Annotated in this window: 12 protein-coding genes; 5 read left to right on the top strand and 7 right to left on the bottom strand. The window is 72.6% G+C overall.

Annotated elements, in window-relative coordinates; translation table 11 throughout:
• Positions 1-27: 27 nt before the first annotated feature.
• Both E1262_RS17015 and E1262_RS17010 read right to left on the bottom strand, forming a co-directional pair.
• Complete coding sequence (locus E1262_RS17015) at positions 28-2,052, bottom strand: glycoside hydrolase family protein (RefSeq protein WP_132104337.1); 2,025 nt, start codon at positions 2,050-2,052, stop codon at positions 28-30.
• Between the two features lie 209 nt (positions 2,053-2,261).
• The gene (locus E1262_RS17010; protein ID WP_132104336.1) at positions 2,262-4,493 is read right to left on the bottom strand and encodes an alpha-amylase family protein; all 2,232 of its coding nucleotides are present in this window, start codon (positions 4,491-4,493) and stop codon (positions 2,262-2,264) included.
• A gap of 76 nt (positions 4,494-4,569) precedes the next feature.
• Between E1262_RS17010 and E1262_RS17005 the strand changes: the two genes are divergently transcribed.
• Genes E1262_RS17005 through E1262_RS31915 form a run of 5 tightly spaced genes read left to right on the top strand, consistent with a single transcriptional unit; the run spans position 4,570 to position 10,594 of the window.
• Positions 4,570-6,681, top strand: coding sequence for an alpha-galactosidase (locus tag E1262_RS17005; RefSeq protein ID WP_162605955.1), 2,112 nt, complete (start codon positions 4,570-4,572; stop codon positions 6,679-6,681).
• Positions 6,682-6,696: 15 nt separating this feature from the next.
• Positions 6,697-7,539, top strand: a complete 843-nt coding sequence (locus E1262_RS17000) for a PIG-L deacetylase family protein (RefSeq protein WP_132104334.1) — start codon at positions 6,697-6,699, stop codon at positions 7,537-7,539.
• 5 nt (positions 7,540-7,544) lie between these two features.
• On the top strand, positions 7,545-8,705 hold the full coding sequence (locus tag E1262_RS16995; RefSeq protein WP_132104333.1) for an alanine racemase: 1,161 nt from the start codon (positions 7,545-7,547) through the stop codon (positions 8,703-8,705).
• A gap of 18 nt (positions 8,706-8,723) precedes the next feature.
• On the top strand, positions 8,724-10,295 hold the full coding sequence (locus E1262_RS30400) for a hypothetical protein (protein WP_162605954.1): 1,572 nt from the start codon (positions 8,724-8,726) through the stop codon (positions 10,293-10,295).
• Positions 10,178-10,594, top strand: a complete 417-nt coding sequence (locus E1262_RS31915) for a PIN domain-containing protein (RefSeq protein WP_338033365.1) — start codon at positions 10,178-10,180, stop codon at positions 10,592-10,594. Before E1262_RS30400 ends, E1262_RS31915 begins: the two co-directional genes overlap by 118 nt.
• On the opposite strand, the gene E1262_RS31370 is transcribed toward E1262_RS31915, so the two are convergent.
• From E1262_RS31370 to E1262_RS16970, 5 genes are all read right to left on the bottom strand, one after another.
• Positions 10,584-10,985, bottom strand: a complete 402-nt coding sequence (locus tag E1262_RS31370) for an NUDIX hydrolase (protein ID WP_238992966.1) — start codon at positions 10,983-10,985, stop codon at positions 10,584-10,586. The two genes, E1262_RS31915 and E1262_RS31370, sit on opposite strands and share 11 nt — an antisense overlap.
• Positions 10,982-11,368 (bottom strand): hypothetical protein, encoded by a 387-nt coding sequence (locus tag E1262_RS31365; protein WP_238992965.1) that lies wholly within the window; start codon positions 11,366-11,368, stop codon positions 10,982-10,984. Before E1262_RS31365 ends, E1262_RS31370 begins: the two co-directional genes overlap by 4 nt.
• An 11-nt stretch (positions 11,369-11,379) precedes the next feature.
• Entirely contained in the window at positions 11,380-12,381 is a 1,002-nt protein-coding gene (locus E1262_RS16980) for an EamA family transporter (protein WP_203453954.1), read from the bottom strand.
• On the bottom strand, positions 12,378-13,007 hold the full coding sequence (locus tag E1262_RS16975; RefSeq protein ID WP_132104331.1) for a mismatch-specific DNA-glycosylase: 630 nt from the start codon (positions 13,005-13,007) through the stop codon (positions 12,378-12,380). Before E1262_RS16975 ends, E1262_RS16980 begins: the two co-directional genes overlap by 4 nt.
• Positions 13,008-13,083: 76 nt before the next feature.
• On the bottom strand, positions 13,084-15,738 hold the full coding sequence (locus E1262_RS16970; protein WP_132104330.1) for a M64 family metallopeptidase: 2,655 nt from the start codon (positions 15,736-15,738) through the stop codon (positions 13,084-13,086).
• Between the last annotated feature and the right edge of the window lie 61 nt (positions 15,739-15,799).

The following is a 15,799-nucleotide window of genomic DNA, read 5'->3' as shown; positions in this document are numbered from 1 at the left end:
GGAACGGCCACCGCCTGGGGCGGGCTGTCAGTTGCTCATCCAGTAGGAGTAGAGGTCGACGTTGACCAGGTGGAAGCGGAACTTCACCTGCTGTCCGGCCAGGCCGGCCAGCGAGGCGTTGCCCTTCCACTTCACCTGGGCGGCCAGCTGGTCGCCCTTGATCGCCACCGCGTCGGCGGCGGTGAAGCCCGGAATCGGAGTCCCCTCGGCGTCGAGGACCTCGACCACCAGGCTGCCGCCCTCGTGCACGACGGCGTTGACGTTCAGCTGGCCGCCGCCGAAGACCACCGGCTTGGTGGTGATCTCTCCCGGGTCGCCGAGGCCGGGCAGCGAGGCGTTGGTCATCGACGCGAAGCCGTCGCGGCGCCAGGTCGCCAGGCCGACCTGGCCGAAGTGGTGGTCGCGGTTGGGGTCGTCGGAGTCGGCGCCGCCGTGGCCGTTCTGGAAGCCGGCGTAGTACATCGAGATCTTCTCGTCGTCGACCAGGATGTTCGAGGCGGTGTAGAGGGCGCCGTCGTCCCAGGCGCCGCCCCGGCTGGGCTCGAGCAGCGGGTCGCGCACCGGCCGCTCCCAGCGCAGCAGGTCACGCGACGTGGCCAGCTGCGGCAGCACCGGGCCGTCGGCGGCTGTGGCGTACTCGCCGGAGGTGAAGTCGGTGGTCAGGAAGACCCATGGGACGCCGATGTAGGTGCTCTCGTAGGGCAGCACGGGCATGCCGTAGATCTGTCCCTCGACGCCGCCGATGGCCTCGGCGGCGCCGTCGTCGGCGGAGTCACCCATGACCGCCAGCTGCGGCGTCGTCCAGTTCACCAGGTCCGGGCTGGTGGAGACGAACGCCGACCGCTCGTAGATGCCGGGCGTGCGCGAGGTGAACATCCGCTTCTTGATCGTCGCGATGTACAGCTTCGCATCCGGGTCCCAGGTGGTCTGGACGACGTCGCCGTCGTTGAGCAGGTGCGCCGCCTGCAGCGGCGTCCAGTTGTAGCCGTCGGGCGACTTCCAGCCGTAGTAGCCGTTGCCGCCGGGCACGCCGGGCGCCGGCTGGCTCTTCATCAGGAAGTACTTCCGGTCCGCGGGGGCGTCGGGGTTGTAGGTGACGTGTGCCCCGCTGCCGGCCAGCACGATGTTGGTCTGCGACGCCGGGATGTCCTTGTAGCCCACGCCGGAGACGGTGGAGCGGCCCACCGGCTTGTCCCAGGTGATTCCGTCGGTGCTCTCGGCGTAGCACGTGTGGTAGTGCGGCGCCTGGTCGTTGTAGCACGTGTACCACATGCGGTAGAGGCCGTCGATGACGTAGACCGAGCCGTAGGTGTAGGCGCTTGCCTCCCACGGCTGGTCCGGCCGCAGCACCGGGCGCTGGAGCTTGTCGCCCGGGTGGACCACCCGCTCGACGTCGTGGGCGGACTCGATCCGGTAGTCGTCGAGGAACAGCTCGCGCTCGGAGCCCAGCTGCGGGTCGTACGGCGGCGGCGCGGCCGTCAGCACGGCCTCGTCCCAGTACGAGATGCCCGCGGCCGCCTGCGAGCCGTAGACGTGCGCCGTCACGTGCGCGGTGTTGGGCGGGGCGACGCCGGTGACGGTGACCTCCTGCCAGTCCGTGCTGAAGGCCGGTTCGACGTTGGTGACGCCGATGCGGTTGCGGTCGAAGTCCCAGAACTCCAGATAGAGCCAGGCCGGCGTGCCGCTGCGGCCCTTGACGTTCGCGGTGAGCGTGTACTCGTCGCCCGCGGTGGCGACGATGCGCTCGCTGCGCACCGACACCGCCGAGCCGGCGACGTCGTTGATCTCCAGCGAGCCCAGTCCGGCGGTCCGGTAGGCCCGCAGGTTGACGATGTTGGCGCCGTCGGCATTGCCCTCCACGCCCCAGCCGATCGGGTGGCCGCTGCGGTTCCCCACGTCGAAGGCACCGTTCTGCAGGAGCAGGCCGGGCTTGCCGACGACGGGCTGGGGCAGCGGCTGGGCGGAGACGAGCAGGACAGACGACAGCCCGACGGCGGCGGTGACGGCGCCGGCCAGGACGGTGGCGCGGACGAGACGGGGATGGCGATTCATGGGCGACTCCCGGTTCGACGGTGCGGGATGCGTCGTCGAACGATGCGCAGAACGCCGTTCCATGTCAAGAACCGATGGTTCGGCTCGTTGATCTTGGAGTTGTTCGGCCATCTATCGGACATATCGCCCGCAATGGCCGAACAACTCCAAGATCAACGAGGGGAGGGCCTGTCGGTGGTTGGTGCTGGAGGGCGACGTGTGCGCGTTCTTCAGCGGACCAGCTCCACCCAGGTCACGGGTGCCTCGTCGACGGTCGTCGACAGCGGGAGGACGAACCGGCCGCCCCGCGCCGCGCGTGACGACTCGTGCCGATCGCCGCCGAGCGTGTGCACGACGACGGCGACCCGCTCTCCGTCGGGCAGGAAATTCAGAACCAGCTCGCCGTCGCCGCGCGGCACCACGCCGATACGTCGTGCCGCCGCCAGTCCGCCGGCGTCGAGGGAGCCCACCGCCACGTTCACGTCCGTGCTGAGCAGGCCGCCGAACTGGCGCACGCCCGGCGCCCCCAGGAACCCGCCCGGCCGCAGCACGACCAGCACCGGTTCACCGTTCTCGACCCGCACCCACGACGACGATCGGGCGCCGGTGACCGGCCCGAGCCGGGACGCGCCGATGGCGTCGACCCGGAAACGGGTCCGCCGGCGCGACAGCCGGGTCAGTCCGTTGTGCAGCGCCACCAGCTCGGGCGGGCACGTGCTGTCGGAGAGGTCGCCCGTGAAGCTGCCCAGCATGCCGAGCGGACCGCAGGCGACCGAGTCGAACCAGATGTCGGCCTGGTTCACCCAGTCGTATCCGCCGGAGCCGTAGCTGGCGACGCCGAGCTCTCCGAGCAGCCGGCCGAAGAACAGCCGCCGGTTGACCTCGGCGTGGTACTCCGACGCGTTCATCCAGAGGTCGTCAACGCTGTGGAGGTCGACATACGGAGCGAACAACGGGGAGAGCGCGTAGTACATGACCACGATGTCGGGATCGGCCGCCCGCAGGGCACCGACGACGACCTCGAGCGCGAGGCCGAGCAGCCGCTCGCCCGCGTAGTCGAGATCGGCCGGTGCGCACAGCGACAGGTCCGGGATCTCGTAGCCGAAGTCGAACTTCACCAGCGCGGGCCGGTACCTCGCGACGAACGCGGCGATCCGCTCGCGCAGCACGGCTCGCACGCCGGCGAGGGTGACGTCGAACAGGAAGTACGGCGCCTCGGCTGGGCCGAGCACGATCGGCTCGCCGTCGAGTCCGCGGAGCAGGTCCGCCCTCGACAGCCCGTGCGTCGCGGGGTCGTCACACCGCAGGAACGCCGCCCACAGGCCGACGCGGTGGCCGTGGCTGCGGATGCTCGCCAGCGTCCGCTCGAACTCGGGGAAGCGGTCGCCCGCGTGTTCGAGCTTGCCGTACTCGCCCTCCCACTTGTCGTCGACGACGACCATGCCGACCTCGAGCCCGGAGTCGAGGAGCTGGGCGTGGATCGCATCCAGGCTCGCCTGGCCGAACCGCTGCGCCGCTGTGCCCGCGGCGAGCTGGGCGCCCCATGTGTTGAACTGCGACGCCGTCGCCGCCGCCAGCTTCGCCGGTGACGGCGTGGGCACCGTGACGATCCCGCTCTCGACCAGCGCCCGCTGGTAGGCGCGGATCGCCTCGGGGTAGTCGGGCCCGAACGTCCACACCATGGGCGCGCCCAGCTCGAAGCGTCCCGGACCGCGCAGGTGGCCCCACAGGTCGCCACGCAGCTGGAGCACCGGCGAGAACCGCTCGTCGTGCAACCGGAGCAGGAGGTCGCCGGCCGGCAGGTCGGCCAGGCCCAGGCAGAACGCGTCGCTCAGCTTCGACGTCATCGCACCCACCTCGACGGGGTGGGCCGAGGAGTCCAGGCCGGCGACGTAGTGCGCCGGCAGCGCCCATTGCTGGCGCATCCGGACCTCGCCGCCGCCGCCGCGGCCGAGCCACGTGGTCGTGTCGAGCTTGGCCTGGGTCTGGATCACCGGGCTCACCAACGCCGAGCCGGACACGCCGGGGTGGACCAAGTACCGGCATCGGAGTCCGGGGGCCGGCCGGCCGCCGCCGGTGCCGGACTGGCGCGCGAACCAGTGCAGCGAGACGACGTCGGCGGCGCCGGCCATCGTGTAGCCGACCGGTTCGAGCCAGCATCGCTCCGGCTCGAACCGCCAGCGCAGCTCCAGCTCGTCGGTCCCGTTCACGCTCGCGTAGCGCACGGTGACCAGGTGGTCCGCGACGACGACACCGACGACGCGACCGAGTGCCCATGCCGACTGCGCCTCGCCCTGGCCGGCGCGGGTCATGACGGCCGGCTGCATCGGCCCGGCGACGATCGTCCGGCCGTGCGGATCGGCCAGGACGACCACGTCGTCGGACGAGGTCCAGGTCCAGATGTAGGACCCCGCGACGACCCGCACGGTGTCGCCGTCGCGGACCAGCCGTGGGTTCTGCACAGGTGCCGTCCTCCCGTCGGTGCCGGACGAGGGAGAACCTTGACATGGAACGTCGTCCCACGTCTAGGGTGTGCGCGTGGCCGATCCTCCGTCGATCCTGCACTTGCGCGACCTGAACTCCTTCCTGCTGCGGGGCGACGGGTTCGCCTACACGCTCGCCGTCACCCCCGACGGCGACCTGCGGCACCTGCACTGGGGTGGCCCGATCGAGCCTGCTGACGTCGGCGTGCTGCTGACCGACGACGCCCGCGAGTTCGGCTCGAACACGTGGTCCAGCCCGCGAGCCCATACCGAGGAGCTGGTTGCGCACGGCGGCCGGCGGCTGGACGAGTCCGCGCTCAAGGTGGAGTTCGCCGACGGCGTCCGCGCGCTCGACCTCGCCGTCGAGTCGTCGGCCGTGAGCGGCGACGAGTTGACGATCCGGCTGGCCGACCGGCACTACCCGTTCGCGGCCGAGCTGCATTACCGGGTCCGCGGCGGCGCGCTGGAGCGGTGGACGACGCTGGTGAACGACGGCGAGACGCCGGTCGTGCTGGACCGCGCGTACTCCGCGAGCTGGGGGCTGCCGTCGCAGCCGCGTTGGGTGGCGACCTGGCTGGCCGGTGCGTACGCCGCCGAGACCCAGGTCACGCGGCGGCCGCTCGGGCCGGGCCGGCTGGTACTGGAGTCGCGTCGTGGCATTCCCGGGCACGCCGCGCAGCCCTGGCTCGCGCTCGACGCGGGCGACGACGCGCGCGCCGCCGACGGGGCCGGCGCCGTGTGGAGCGTCGCGCTGGCATGGAGCGGCTCCTGGCGGCTGACCGCCGAACTGGCCAACGACGGCCGGCTGCACGTCACCGCCGGCGTCAACGACTTCGACCTGCGCCACCCCCTGCCGCCGGGCAGATCGTGGACCACCCCCGTCACCGTCGGCGTGTACGCGGCCGCCGGGCACGACGAGCTCACCGACCGCTGGCACGCGTACGAGCGCGCACACGTCGTGCCGAGGTCCGGCACCGTCCGGCCGGTGCTCTACAACAGCTGGGAGGCGACCTTCTTCGACGTCCGCCCGGACTCGCAGCTCGAGCTGGCCCGGCGGGCCGCCGCGCTGGGTGCGGAGCTGTTCGTCGTCGACGACGGCTGGTTCGCCGGGCGCGACGACGAGAGCACCGGCGTCGGCGACTGGACGCCGGACCGGACCGCCTTCCCGGACGGCCTGAAGCCACTGGCCGACGAGGTGCACGCGCTGGGCATGCGGTTCGGCGTGTGGGTCGAGCCGGAAGCAGTCAGCCCGGACAGCGACCTGTTCCGCGCCCATCCGGACTGGATCTACCAGTGGCCCACCCGCCCGCGCACGCTGGCCCGGCAGACCCACCTGCTGGCGCTGAGCCGGCCGGACGTCCGCGCGCACGTCGTCGAGGCGCTGGACGCGCTGCTGTCGTCGGCGCCGATCGACGCACTGAAGTGGGACCTCAACCGGCCGCTCACCGAGGCGTCGTCCGGGCTCGAGGACGCCGGCTCGGTCTGGGTCGGGCACGTCGAGGGGCTCTACGAGGTACTCGACCGGGTGCGAGAGCTGCATCCGGACGTCTGGATCGAGAGCTGCGCGTCCGGCGGCGGCCGGGCCGACCTCGGCGTCCTGTCGCGCGCCGAGTGGGTCTGGCCCAGCGACAACACCGACGCGCTGGAGCGGCTGGCGATCCAGCACGGCTACGCGTACGCCCACTCGCCGCACACGATGATGGCCTGGGTCACCGACTCCCCGACGTACCTCACCAAGCGGGAGATCCCGCTGCGGTTCCGGTTCCACTCGGCGATGACCGGGTTGCTGGGGATCGGCGGGAACCTGGCGGCGTGGTCCGACGCGGACCTGGCCGCCGGAGCCGAGTACGTCGCCCAGTACAAGCGGATCCGCGCGACGGTGCAGTACGGCGCGATGCGGCGGTTGTCCGGGGCACCGGACGACGTGACCGCGGTCGCCTACGTGGCGCCGTCCGGCGACCAGGTCGCCGTGTTCGCGTTCGCGCCGTCGGTGCGGCAGCTGCGCCGGACGGTGCTGCTGCGGCTGCGCGGCCTCGACCCCGCGGCGGTGTACGCCGACGCCGCGTCGGGGACGCGGCACAGCGGGGCACTGCTCATGCACCACGGCCTTCGGGTCCCCCTGATCGGCGACTACGCCAGTGAGCTCATCGTCCTCGACCGCATCTGACATCCGGAGACAGCCATGAAGATCATGACGATCTACGCCCACCCGGCCGACACGATCACCAACTGCGGCGGCACGCTGGCGCTGCACGCGCAGCGCGGCGACGAGATCGTCGCGCTGATCCTCAGCCACGGCGGGCGCATCCACGCGAACAAGTACGCCGAGGAGTGGCGCAAGGACCACCCCGACGACGACATCGCGACCGCCGGGCTGGACGACATCGTCGCGAACAAGAAGAACGAGCTCGAGCGCGCCGCGGACATCATCGGGATCGGCAAGGTCATCACGCTGGACCACGAGGACACCTACGCGACGGTCCACGAGGACGTCGTCGAGGAGATCGCCGAGCACATCGCGGCCGAACAGCCGGAGATCGTGATCTGCGACCATCCGAAGAACCCCGCCTACTTCGACCCGCACTCCGTCGCCACCGGCATGGCGCTGGCGGCGCTCTCGCGGGCGGGCACCTACCTGCGCAACCTCGACGGCCGCGACGAGGTGCCGGTGCGGCAGGTGTTCCTCGGCGGGCTGCCGGTGTTCAACCTCGACGCGCTCAGCCTCGGCGGCGTGCGCAACGACTGCTACATCGACATCACCGACGTCGTCGGGACGAAGCTCGCGGCGATGGACCAGTTCGTCAGCCAGGGCTACCACGGCGTGTTCGCCCGCAAGCTGGTCGAGTCGTACAACGGCGAGGCCGGCCGGGCCGCCGGCGTCAACTTCGCCGAGGCGTTCGTGCGGCTGTACAACGAGACGCACTCGCATTTGCCGGTCACCGACGCCGCGCTCGCGGCCGATCCGCTGACCAGGCACATCGCCTACTCCGCGGTGAACCTGCGGGGCACTTTCCCAGTACCGTGACGCTCGTGACCCCTTCCACCGTCGGTCGATCCCTCCACGACCTGCCCACCCCGTTCGCGGTCCTCGACGACGCCGCGCTGGAGCACAACCTCGCCACGATGGCGGCGTGGTGCCGCGAGCACGGCGTCGAGCTGCAGCCGCACGGCAAGACGACGATGGCGCCGGCGCTGTTCCACCGCCAGCTGGCCGCCGGCGCCACCGGCATCACCGCCGCGACGCCCGCCCAGGTGCGGGTGATGCGCGAGCACGGTGTGCCGTCGGTGCAGCTGGCCAACGAGCTGGTGCAGCCCGGCGAGGCGGCCTGGGTCGCCGGCGAGGTGGCCGGCGGCGGGTTCGGCTTCCGTTGCTGGGTCGACTCCACCGACGGCGTCGAAATCCTGCAGGCCGCCGCCGCACCCAGCGGCACCGTCGTCGACGTGCTGCTGGAGGTCGGGTCGCCGGGCGGGCGCACCGGCACCCGCACGAAGGCCGATCGCGACGCCGTCCGGTCCGCGATCGGGCGGGCGCCGAACATCCGGCTCACCGGCGTCGCGGGCTACGAGGGCTCGGTGGCCGGCGACCGCACGGCGCCGTCGCTGGCCGCCGTCCGGGCGTACCTGGAGACCCTGCGCGCGGCCGCCGACGAGGTGCGCGCCGACACAGATGACACCGCGGGCGCGCCTGTGCTGTCGGCCGGCGGGAGCATGTTCTACGACGTCGTCGCGGACGTGCTGACCGGCGGCGGCCGGGTGATCCTGCGCAGCGGCTGCTACGTCACGCACGATTCCGGCATGTTCCACCGCAACTCCCCGCTCGACGGCCCGGACGCGCCGGCCCGGCTGCGCGCCGCGCTCACCGTCTGGGGCACCGTCGTGTCGGCACCGGAGCCCGGGCGCGCCTTCCTCGACGTCGGCCGCCGCGACGCCTCGTTCGACCAGGGGCTGCCGATCCCGCTCGCCGTCCTCCCCCGCGGCTCGGCGGAGGTCCTGCCCCTGGACGGCTCCGAGGTCACCGCGCTGAACGACCAGCACGCGTTCGTGGCCCTGCCGGACGGCACCGTCCTGGCCGTGGGCGACCGCGTCCAGCTCGGCATCTCGCACCCCTGCACGACGTTCGACAAGTGGCGGCGGATCCCGCTGACCGGCCCGGACGGCGTCGTCACCGACGTCGTCGAGACCTGGTTCTGACCCGCGGAGGGCAGCTGAATGAGTGACTGGATCGACCAGTCGCGTGTGATCCGGTTCGAGGGCCCGTCAGCGTTCTCGCCGCGGTTCGTGGGGCCGCCGGTGCTGCGATGGGCGCCGGTGCCGTCGGCCACGCGGTTCGAGGTCGCCGTCGCCGACCGCGAACGTGTCGTCTGGACCGGCTCGGTCGCCACCGAGGCCGCCGACCTGGCGGAGGCGTGGCCGCTGCTCCCTCTCGGCCCGGTCGACGTGCTCGTCCGCGGCTTCGACGGCGACCGCGAGGTCGCCGTCCGCAAACACCGTCAGTTCTGGAAGGTACCCGGGTTCGACGGCGTCCGGCCCGACCCCGCCGACTGGACCGGCGCCGTCCACCGCGCCGTCGGCCACCTGCTGCAGCCGGCCCGCGACGAGGTGTTCGACTACGAGGACGGCTACCCGCGCAGCGCGTGGAGCTCGTTCGAGGACAGCGTGACGGGGCTGCGCGGCCGGCTGGCGTTTCCGGCGCAGCACCATGCCAGTTACATCCACGCCTACCTGACCTACGCCGACCGCTTCCCGGACCACCCGCAGGCCGCCGAGGCGGAACGGCAGGCCCTCGCGTACGGGCGGTGGCTGCTGGAGCACCACCTCCCGGACGACTGGCGGCTGGGCGGGCTGGCGCCATCGACGGTGCTCGAGGGCGGGTTCGGCGGCTGGGTCGAGGGCGACCACATCACCGTCTTCCGGGCCGCGCGTGTCGGCGAGGTCATGCTGCGGCTGTTCGAGCGCACGGGCGGGCCCCACTACCTCGAGCGCGCGGCCCGCGTCGGCGACGTCATGGTGGACCTGCAGAACCCGGACGGCTCCTGGCCGTTCCGCGTCGACCCGCGCACGGGCGAGCCCAGCGTCGGCTACACCTCCGCCGTCGTGACCCCGGTGTGGCTGCTGACGCTGCTCGGCGAGACGCCCGAGGCGCCCGGGACGCCGTCGCAGCGGGCCACTCGGGCAGCGGCCGCGGCGAAGGGCGAGGCGTGGCTGCTCGCCGGCCCGGTGACCGACGGCCGGTGGGAGGGGATGTATGAGGACATCCCGGAGACGCCGCCGTGGAGCAACCTGCAGCACTGGGACACCAACGAGACCATCCGCTTCCTGCTCTCCGGCCGAAGCGACGCGCCGGACCGGGTGCGACTGGCGGCGCAGCTCAACGCGTACATCGAGGACCAGTTCGTGGTCTGGGCGCCCGAGGAGTCGCCCGTGCCGGTGCACTGCCCCACCCCGACGGTGCTGGAGCAGTACCGCTGCTACTGGCCCATGGAAGTGCACACCGGGCACTGGCTGGTGTCGCTGCTCGCCCTGCACCGCGCCACCGGCGAGGAGCACTATCTCGCCAAGGCGGTCGCGGCCGCCAACGCCGTCGTCGCCGCCCAGAATCCGCATGGCTCGCTCTCGACCTGGGGACTGGACACCCGGTTCGGCACCCCGCTGGTGACGATGGACTGGCCCGGCTGCAACGCGGTCGCCGTCAGCGCCCTGCTGCACTGGTCCGCCTACCACGAGGCGCTGACGGCGAGCCCGGACCGCGTTGGCACCGACGCCGCCGCGACCTGGCTCTGAAGTCGACGCTGGCCGGACTCGAGATCGGCCGCACCCTGCTCCGCCTCACCCAGGGCCTGGCCGTGCAGGACGGGGTCGACCAGGCCTTGGCCGGCATCGCCGAGCGCCACATCACCGAGGACATCGTCGGCCTGGCCCGCCGGATCAGGGCGCCGATGCTGCGTTCGCTCGACGCCATCCACCTGGCGACCGCGTTCGTGCTCGACGCCGACCTCCTGATCACCTACGACCACCGGCTCGCCGACGCGTGCCGGCACAACTCCCTCCGCGTCGCCGCCCCGGGCCGTCCTACGTCCTGAGCAGGGCGGGGAAGACGTGGTCGCGTAGGAGCGGCGCGACCACGGCGCCGCCGGCAGGGTGCAGCCAGCGCAGCTCGGCGATCTCGCGGGCGGCGACGGGCGCGGCCGGCAGGGCGGCGGTGTAGACGGTCGCGGTGACGACCGCGCCGGGCTCGTTGGCGGCCGGCGCGGTCCAGACGCCCAGCTCGGTGAGGTCGGCCGGGCGCAGCGCGACGCCGATCTCCTCGTCCACCTCGCGCAGCGCGGCCGCCGAGGCGTCCTCGCCGGGTTCGAGCTTGCCGCCGGGGAGCATGAACGCGTCGGTGTCGCGCTTGCGGACGGTCAGCACCCGTGACGCCTCGTCGAGGAAGCACACCGCCGCGACGACGAAGTGCGGCCGTTGCGTGCTCACCGCTGCACCCACCAGAACCCGATGGCGCCGCCCGCGGCGACGACGACGTTCAACGGCACCAGGAGGAGCCACGAGCGCCAGCCGCGCCGGTAGCGGCCGGTACGGGCGCCGGCCACTGCGGCCGCCCACGCGAGCACGACGAGCACGACGGCGCACACGGCGATCGCGCCGTACCGCGGACCGGTGCACGACACCGAGCCGGCCGTGCAGGCACGGAACGGACCGCCGCGTCCACTGGCGTCGTACGTCCCGGCCGCCAGGACCACGAAGGCCAGCAGGAACGCGTGCACGGGCGTCAACAGGAGGGTCACCCCGGCCGACACCAGGACGCCCAGGGCGCCACGGCGGGGAGGCACCGCCGCGACGCGGTCGATCGTCGTCATGGGCTTTCCCGTCAGTGCGGTGCCGCGGCGGCTTCTGGCGACAGCGGTGCGCGTCCGGCATCGTCCGGTGGCGGGGCCGACGACGACGGCTCGACGCCTGTGCCGCCGAGCTCCGCCAGTGCGATGCCGGCGAGCACGAGGGCACCGCCGGTCAACTGTGCGACCGTGAGGCTCTGCCCGAGCCACACCCACGCCACGACCGCGGACCCGACCGGCTCGGACATGCCGATGATGCCGCAGGCCGTCGGCGAGATGTGCCGCAGCGCCGCGAGGTTCAGCCCGTACGCCACGATGGTCCCGAACACGATGATCCACAGCACCGTCGACCACGCGGGCACCGACACCGAGTCGAACGCGCCCAGCAGCGACGTCTCGCGGCCCAGCGGCGCAAGGTCCACCGTCCACCACGGCTGCGCGACGGCCCAGAACAGCGCCGCGAACGCGAACATCCAGAACGTCAGCGACAGCGAGTCGCGGTGTCCCGACTGCCGCGAGCCGACCAGGTAGTAGCTGGCCAGGCAGGCGGCCGCACCGAACCCGGCCAGCACCCCGACGGCGTCGAGGCCGATGTCCGTCCACACCTGGGCGACCAGCGCCAGCCCGAGCAGCGCGACCCCGATGCCCAGCCAGGTCTGCCGGCGGATCCGCTGCCGCAGCACCGCCCAGCTGAACAGCGCCACCATCGCCGGCGCGGTGAACTCCAGGAGCAGCGCGATGCCCACGGGCAGCCGGTCGATGGCCATGAAGTACAGCCACTGCACCAGCGCGCCGCCGGCCACGCCGAGCGCGACCAGGAACGGCAGTTCACGCAGCCCGATGCGCAGCCGCCCGGGCGCGACCGCGACCACGGCGACCAGCAGGACCAGCGCGGCGCCGGTCGAGCGCAGCGCGGCGAGCACCGCGGGCTCCACCCCCGCTTCCAGCGCGACCTTCGACATCGACGCGTTGACGGAGAAGAACACCGCGGCGAGGATGACGTAGGCGACACCGCGCGCCGGGCTCTGACGACTCACCCGGGCGACAGTAGTGAACCACCGGTTTGCTCCTCAAGCGCTTTCTCACCTGGTGGTATGCCGGGCACGACGCCGGCCGCGACGGCCGCTTCCCGGTAGGCCGCCGCCAGGCTGTCCGGCGTTTCGTGCGCGTTGAGCCCGCTCGGGTTCGGCAGCACCCACAGCTGCGCGCCGGCGAGCTCCTCGGGCTGCCGGCCGGCCACCGCCCGCGGCCGCCGGAACGCGGTCCGGTACGCGGTGATGCCCAGCACCGCCACCACCTTCGGCGCCAGCCGCGCCACCTTGTCCGCCAGAACGGCGGCGCCGGCCACCAGCTCCGCCGCGGTCAGCTCGTCCGCCCGCGCCGTCCCCCGGGCGACCAGGTTGGTGATGCCCAGGCCGCGGCCGGTCAGGTACGCGTCATCCGCATCGGACGTCCCGCCGGCGACGTCGATCGGCCGGTCGATGATGCCCGCCCGCAGCAGCGCCGGATAGAACCGGTTGCCCGGCCGGCCGAAATGCGTCTGCACCGCCACCGTCAGGAGGCCCGGGTTGATGCCGACGAGCAGCAGCCGCAGGTCCGGCCCGACCAGATCCGGCAGCGTGCCGTCGCGGAACGCCTCCAGCTCCGCGCGCGTGAACCCCACCCCGGCAGCCTAGGTCGTTGCCCTGCGACCGCCGGCCCGGGCACGAGCGGCCCGGGCCGGCGGTCACGAGCGTCGATCAGAGGGCGGAGCACTCCCCCGTCGCGACGCCGTGCAGCTCGTTCGCCGCGCCGAAGTCGCGCACCGGCGCGCTGCTGCCGGAGCAGCTGAGCCGGCCGGCGAACGCATTGCCGGCCAGGATCGGCCCGTAGGCCTCCCCGTACTGCGTGTAGCGCTGCTCCGACGCGTTGCCCGGGACCCGCCCGTTGCCGTTGAGCGCGACCGAGCCGCGGAACGTGGAGCCGGCGGCGGTGACGCCGGTGACGGTGCCGGAGACCCGCACCTGCCCGGCGACGGTCGAGCCGAGCACCTGGATCTCGCCGGCGCCGTCGGCCAGCAGGCTGCCGGCGACGGTGCTGTCCTTCACCACCAGCGAAGCGCCGGAGCGGACGGTCACCGTGCCGTCCACTCGGGCGGCGTCGACGCACGTGACGCCGCTGGTCACCAGCAGCGAGCCGGCGTGCGTCCCGGTGACGGTCCGCGTGCACTCGAGCTCGGCCCCGGGCAGCACGGTCGCGGTGTACGACTCCGCCCCGCCGATGTTGCCGGCCGGGTCGACGGCGCGGTGTTCGACGGTGTGCGTGCCGTAACCGGGCACGAACGGGCCGTTGGGGTCGTCAGGGCCGTAGCTCTGCTCGAACGTGGCCTTCGACAGCCCGCCGGTGCCGAGGTTGCCGTAGGTGAGCGCCTTCACGTTGGTGCCCGAGTGGCGGAACTCGAACGGCGACACCGGCTGCGGCTTCTCCGGGAACCCGAAGTAGTTGAACCAGCCGTCGCCGTTGAGCTGGAACTCGCCGACGACGTACGGCTCGCCGTCGTAGCCGGTGCGGTCGTCCTGGGGCTCCAGGAGCATGTCCCAGCCGTCGAAGTAGATGCCGTGCTCGTCGTCGGACGTCATCGTGGTGAGCGGCTCGGACAGCGTGCGCGGCGCCGTCGGCAGCGCTTTGTCGACGGTCCACGTGACGGTGTCCGACGCCCCCGGCGCGGCCGGGTCGGTCACCGTCGCCGTCAGCTCGTGTGTGCCGGCCGGCAGGTCCAGCGCGCCGAGGTCGAGCGTCCGGGCGTCACCGGTGCTCGCCACGGCCTGGCCGTTCAGCGTCCACGCCACGTCCAGCACGCGGTCGGCCGGGTGCGTGGTCTCCACGTAGACGACCTCGTCGCCGGCCACCGGCCGGACCGTCGGGGTCGAGGCGGTGATCTCCGCCGCGACGGCGTCGGCCGCGGCCGTCGTTTCGCCGACCGTCCAACTGCGGGTCTGGACGAACCGCGGGCCGTTGTAGCCGGAGTCGGTCGCCGTGTTGTTGGTCGACGGGTTGCGCACCCAGTCGATGCCCTCGGGGCCGACCGGGTCGCGGACCTCGACGTGCACGACAGTGCCGGGCGCCAGGTTCAGCGCGGCGAGGTCGAGGTTGCGCGTGCCGGTCGCGAGGACCGGGCCGGTCGGACTGCCGCTGCGCCACGTCACCTGCAGGTCGTGGAAGCGCGGGTGCGTGGTCTCCAGCCAGAGGACGCCGTCGCCCGGGACGGTGCCGCTGGGCGTGTGCAGCAGGCTCATCTGGCCCTTGTCGCGCTGGCCGGTGATGCGGGCAACCATGTGCTCGCGGCCCACTTGGTCGAAGTAGAAGCCGATCCAGCGCATGATCGAGTGCGAGCTCGGCCGCCAGATGTTCGAGCCGAGGTACCAGCCGCTCTCGTAGCCGTCGGGGTCGGCGCCGCGGATGACCCCGCCGGACAGGCTCTCCTCGCCCAGCCAGCGCCACCACTTGACCCGGTTGGCGGCCATCTGCTCCGACGTCATCCGGGTGTGGTGGAACGAGCCCGGCTCGGTGTCCGGGGCAGGCGCACCGGGGCGCGGGCGGTCACGGTACGGGTACTCGTCGTCCATCGTGCCCAGCGAGTGGCCGAGCTCATGCAGCGAGATCAGCGGCGACTGCGGGCTGCCGCCGGACGCCGTCGCGTCGCGGCCGCCGATGCCGCCGTAGGTGAACGTGTTCGAGATCGCCAGCGTCTGGACGTTCTGCGGGCCGGAGTTCGAGCCACCGGTCGGCCGGAACACGCCCGGCGCCAGCCCCAGCACCGGCGCGACGTACGAGTTCAGGTACATCGCCCGCTGCTGGTTGCCGCTGCAGCGCAGGTCACCGAGGATGCCGGGCGCCAGCGGGTAGGTCGGGCCGCCGTTCCCGGTGGTCGGATGGCCAGGGCAGCCTCCCGGGTCCAGGGCTGGACCGTACGTGATGCCGCGGGCCAGCGGATCGGTCAAGCCGACGTCGTACCACAGCCGCAGCGGGGTGTTCTTACGGTCCCTTACCTCGTTCGGCGCGTCCTCCCCTGGGTCGCGGCGCACGCCGGAGTCGGCCGACACGATCTGCAGCAGGTAGACGTTGATGTAGTCGCGGTAGGTGCGGAACGGCTCCACACCCCACTGGATGGCCTGGTTGCGGTCGACGTCTTCCTCGCACTTGTGCATCTCGTCGGCCTGGTAGCCGTCGCAGATGACGATCAGGTTCAGCCGCTCGTCCGGCGACCCGGTCTCCTGGAGCGGGACAACCCGCGCGCTGCCCACCTCCGGCCACTGCCGCAGGGCCTCGTCGGCCGACGGGACGCCCGCCATGGGCACCGTCAGCAGCCCTGCTCCCAGTGCCACCGGCGCGAGCGCGGCGACGATCTTCTTCATGCGGTCTCCGTCTCACCCGTGCGCGTGCCTCAACGCGGGCCCGGACAGGGTCCGGCCCGTG

It is taken from the genome of Jiangella aurantiaca, from assembly GCF_004349105.1.
GTDB classification, from domain to species: domain Bacteria; phylum Actinomycetota; class Actinomycetes; order Jiangellales; family Jiangellaceae; genus Jiangella; species Jiangella aurantiaca.
Note: the sequence above shows the minus strand (reverse complement) of the source record. Positions and strands in the feature narration are given on the sequence as shown.

Excerpts from the sequence above, each read along its gene's own strand:
- E1262_RS17000 (WP_132104334.1), top strand. The coding sequence starts at position 6,697 with ATGAAGATCATGACGATCTACGCCCACCCGGCCGACACGATCACCAAC.
- E1262_RS16970 (WP_132104330.1), bottom strand. The coding sequence starts at position 15,738 with ATGAAGAAGATCGTCGCCGCGCTCGCGCCGGTGGCACTGGGAGCAGGG.
- E1262_RS30400 (WP_162605954.1), top strand. The coding sequence starts at position 8,724 with ATGAGTGACTGGATCGACCAGTCGCGTGTGATCCGGTTCGAGGGCCCG.
- E1262_RS17015 (WP_132104337.1), bottom strand. The coding sequence starts at position 2,052 with ATGAATCGCCATCCCCGTCTCGTCCGCGCCACCGTCCTGGCCGGCGCC.
- E1262_RS31365 (WP_238992965.1), bottom strand. The coding sequence starts at position 11,368 with ATGACGACGATCGACCGCGTCGCGGCGGTGCCTCCCCGCCGTGGCGCC.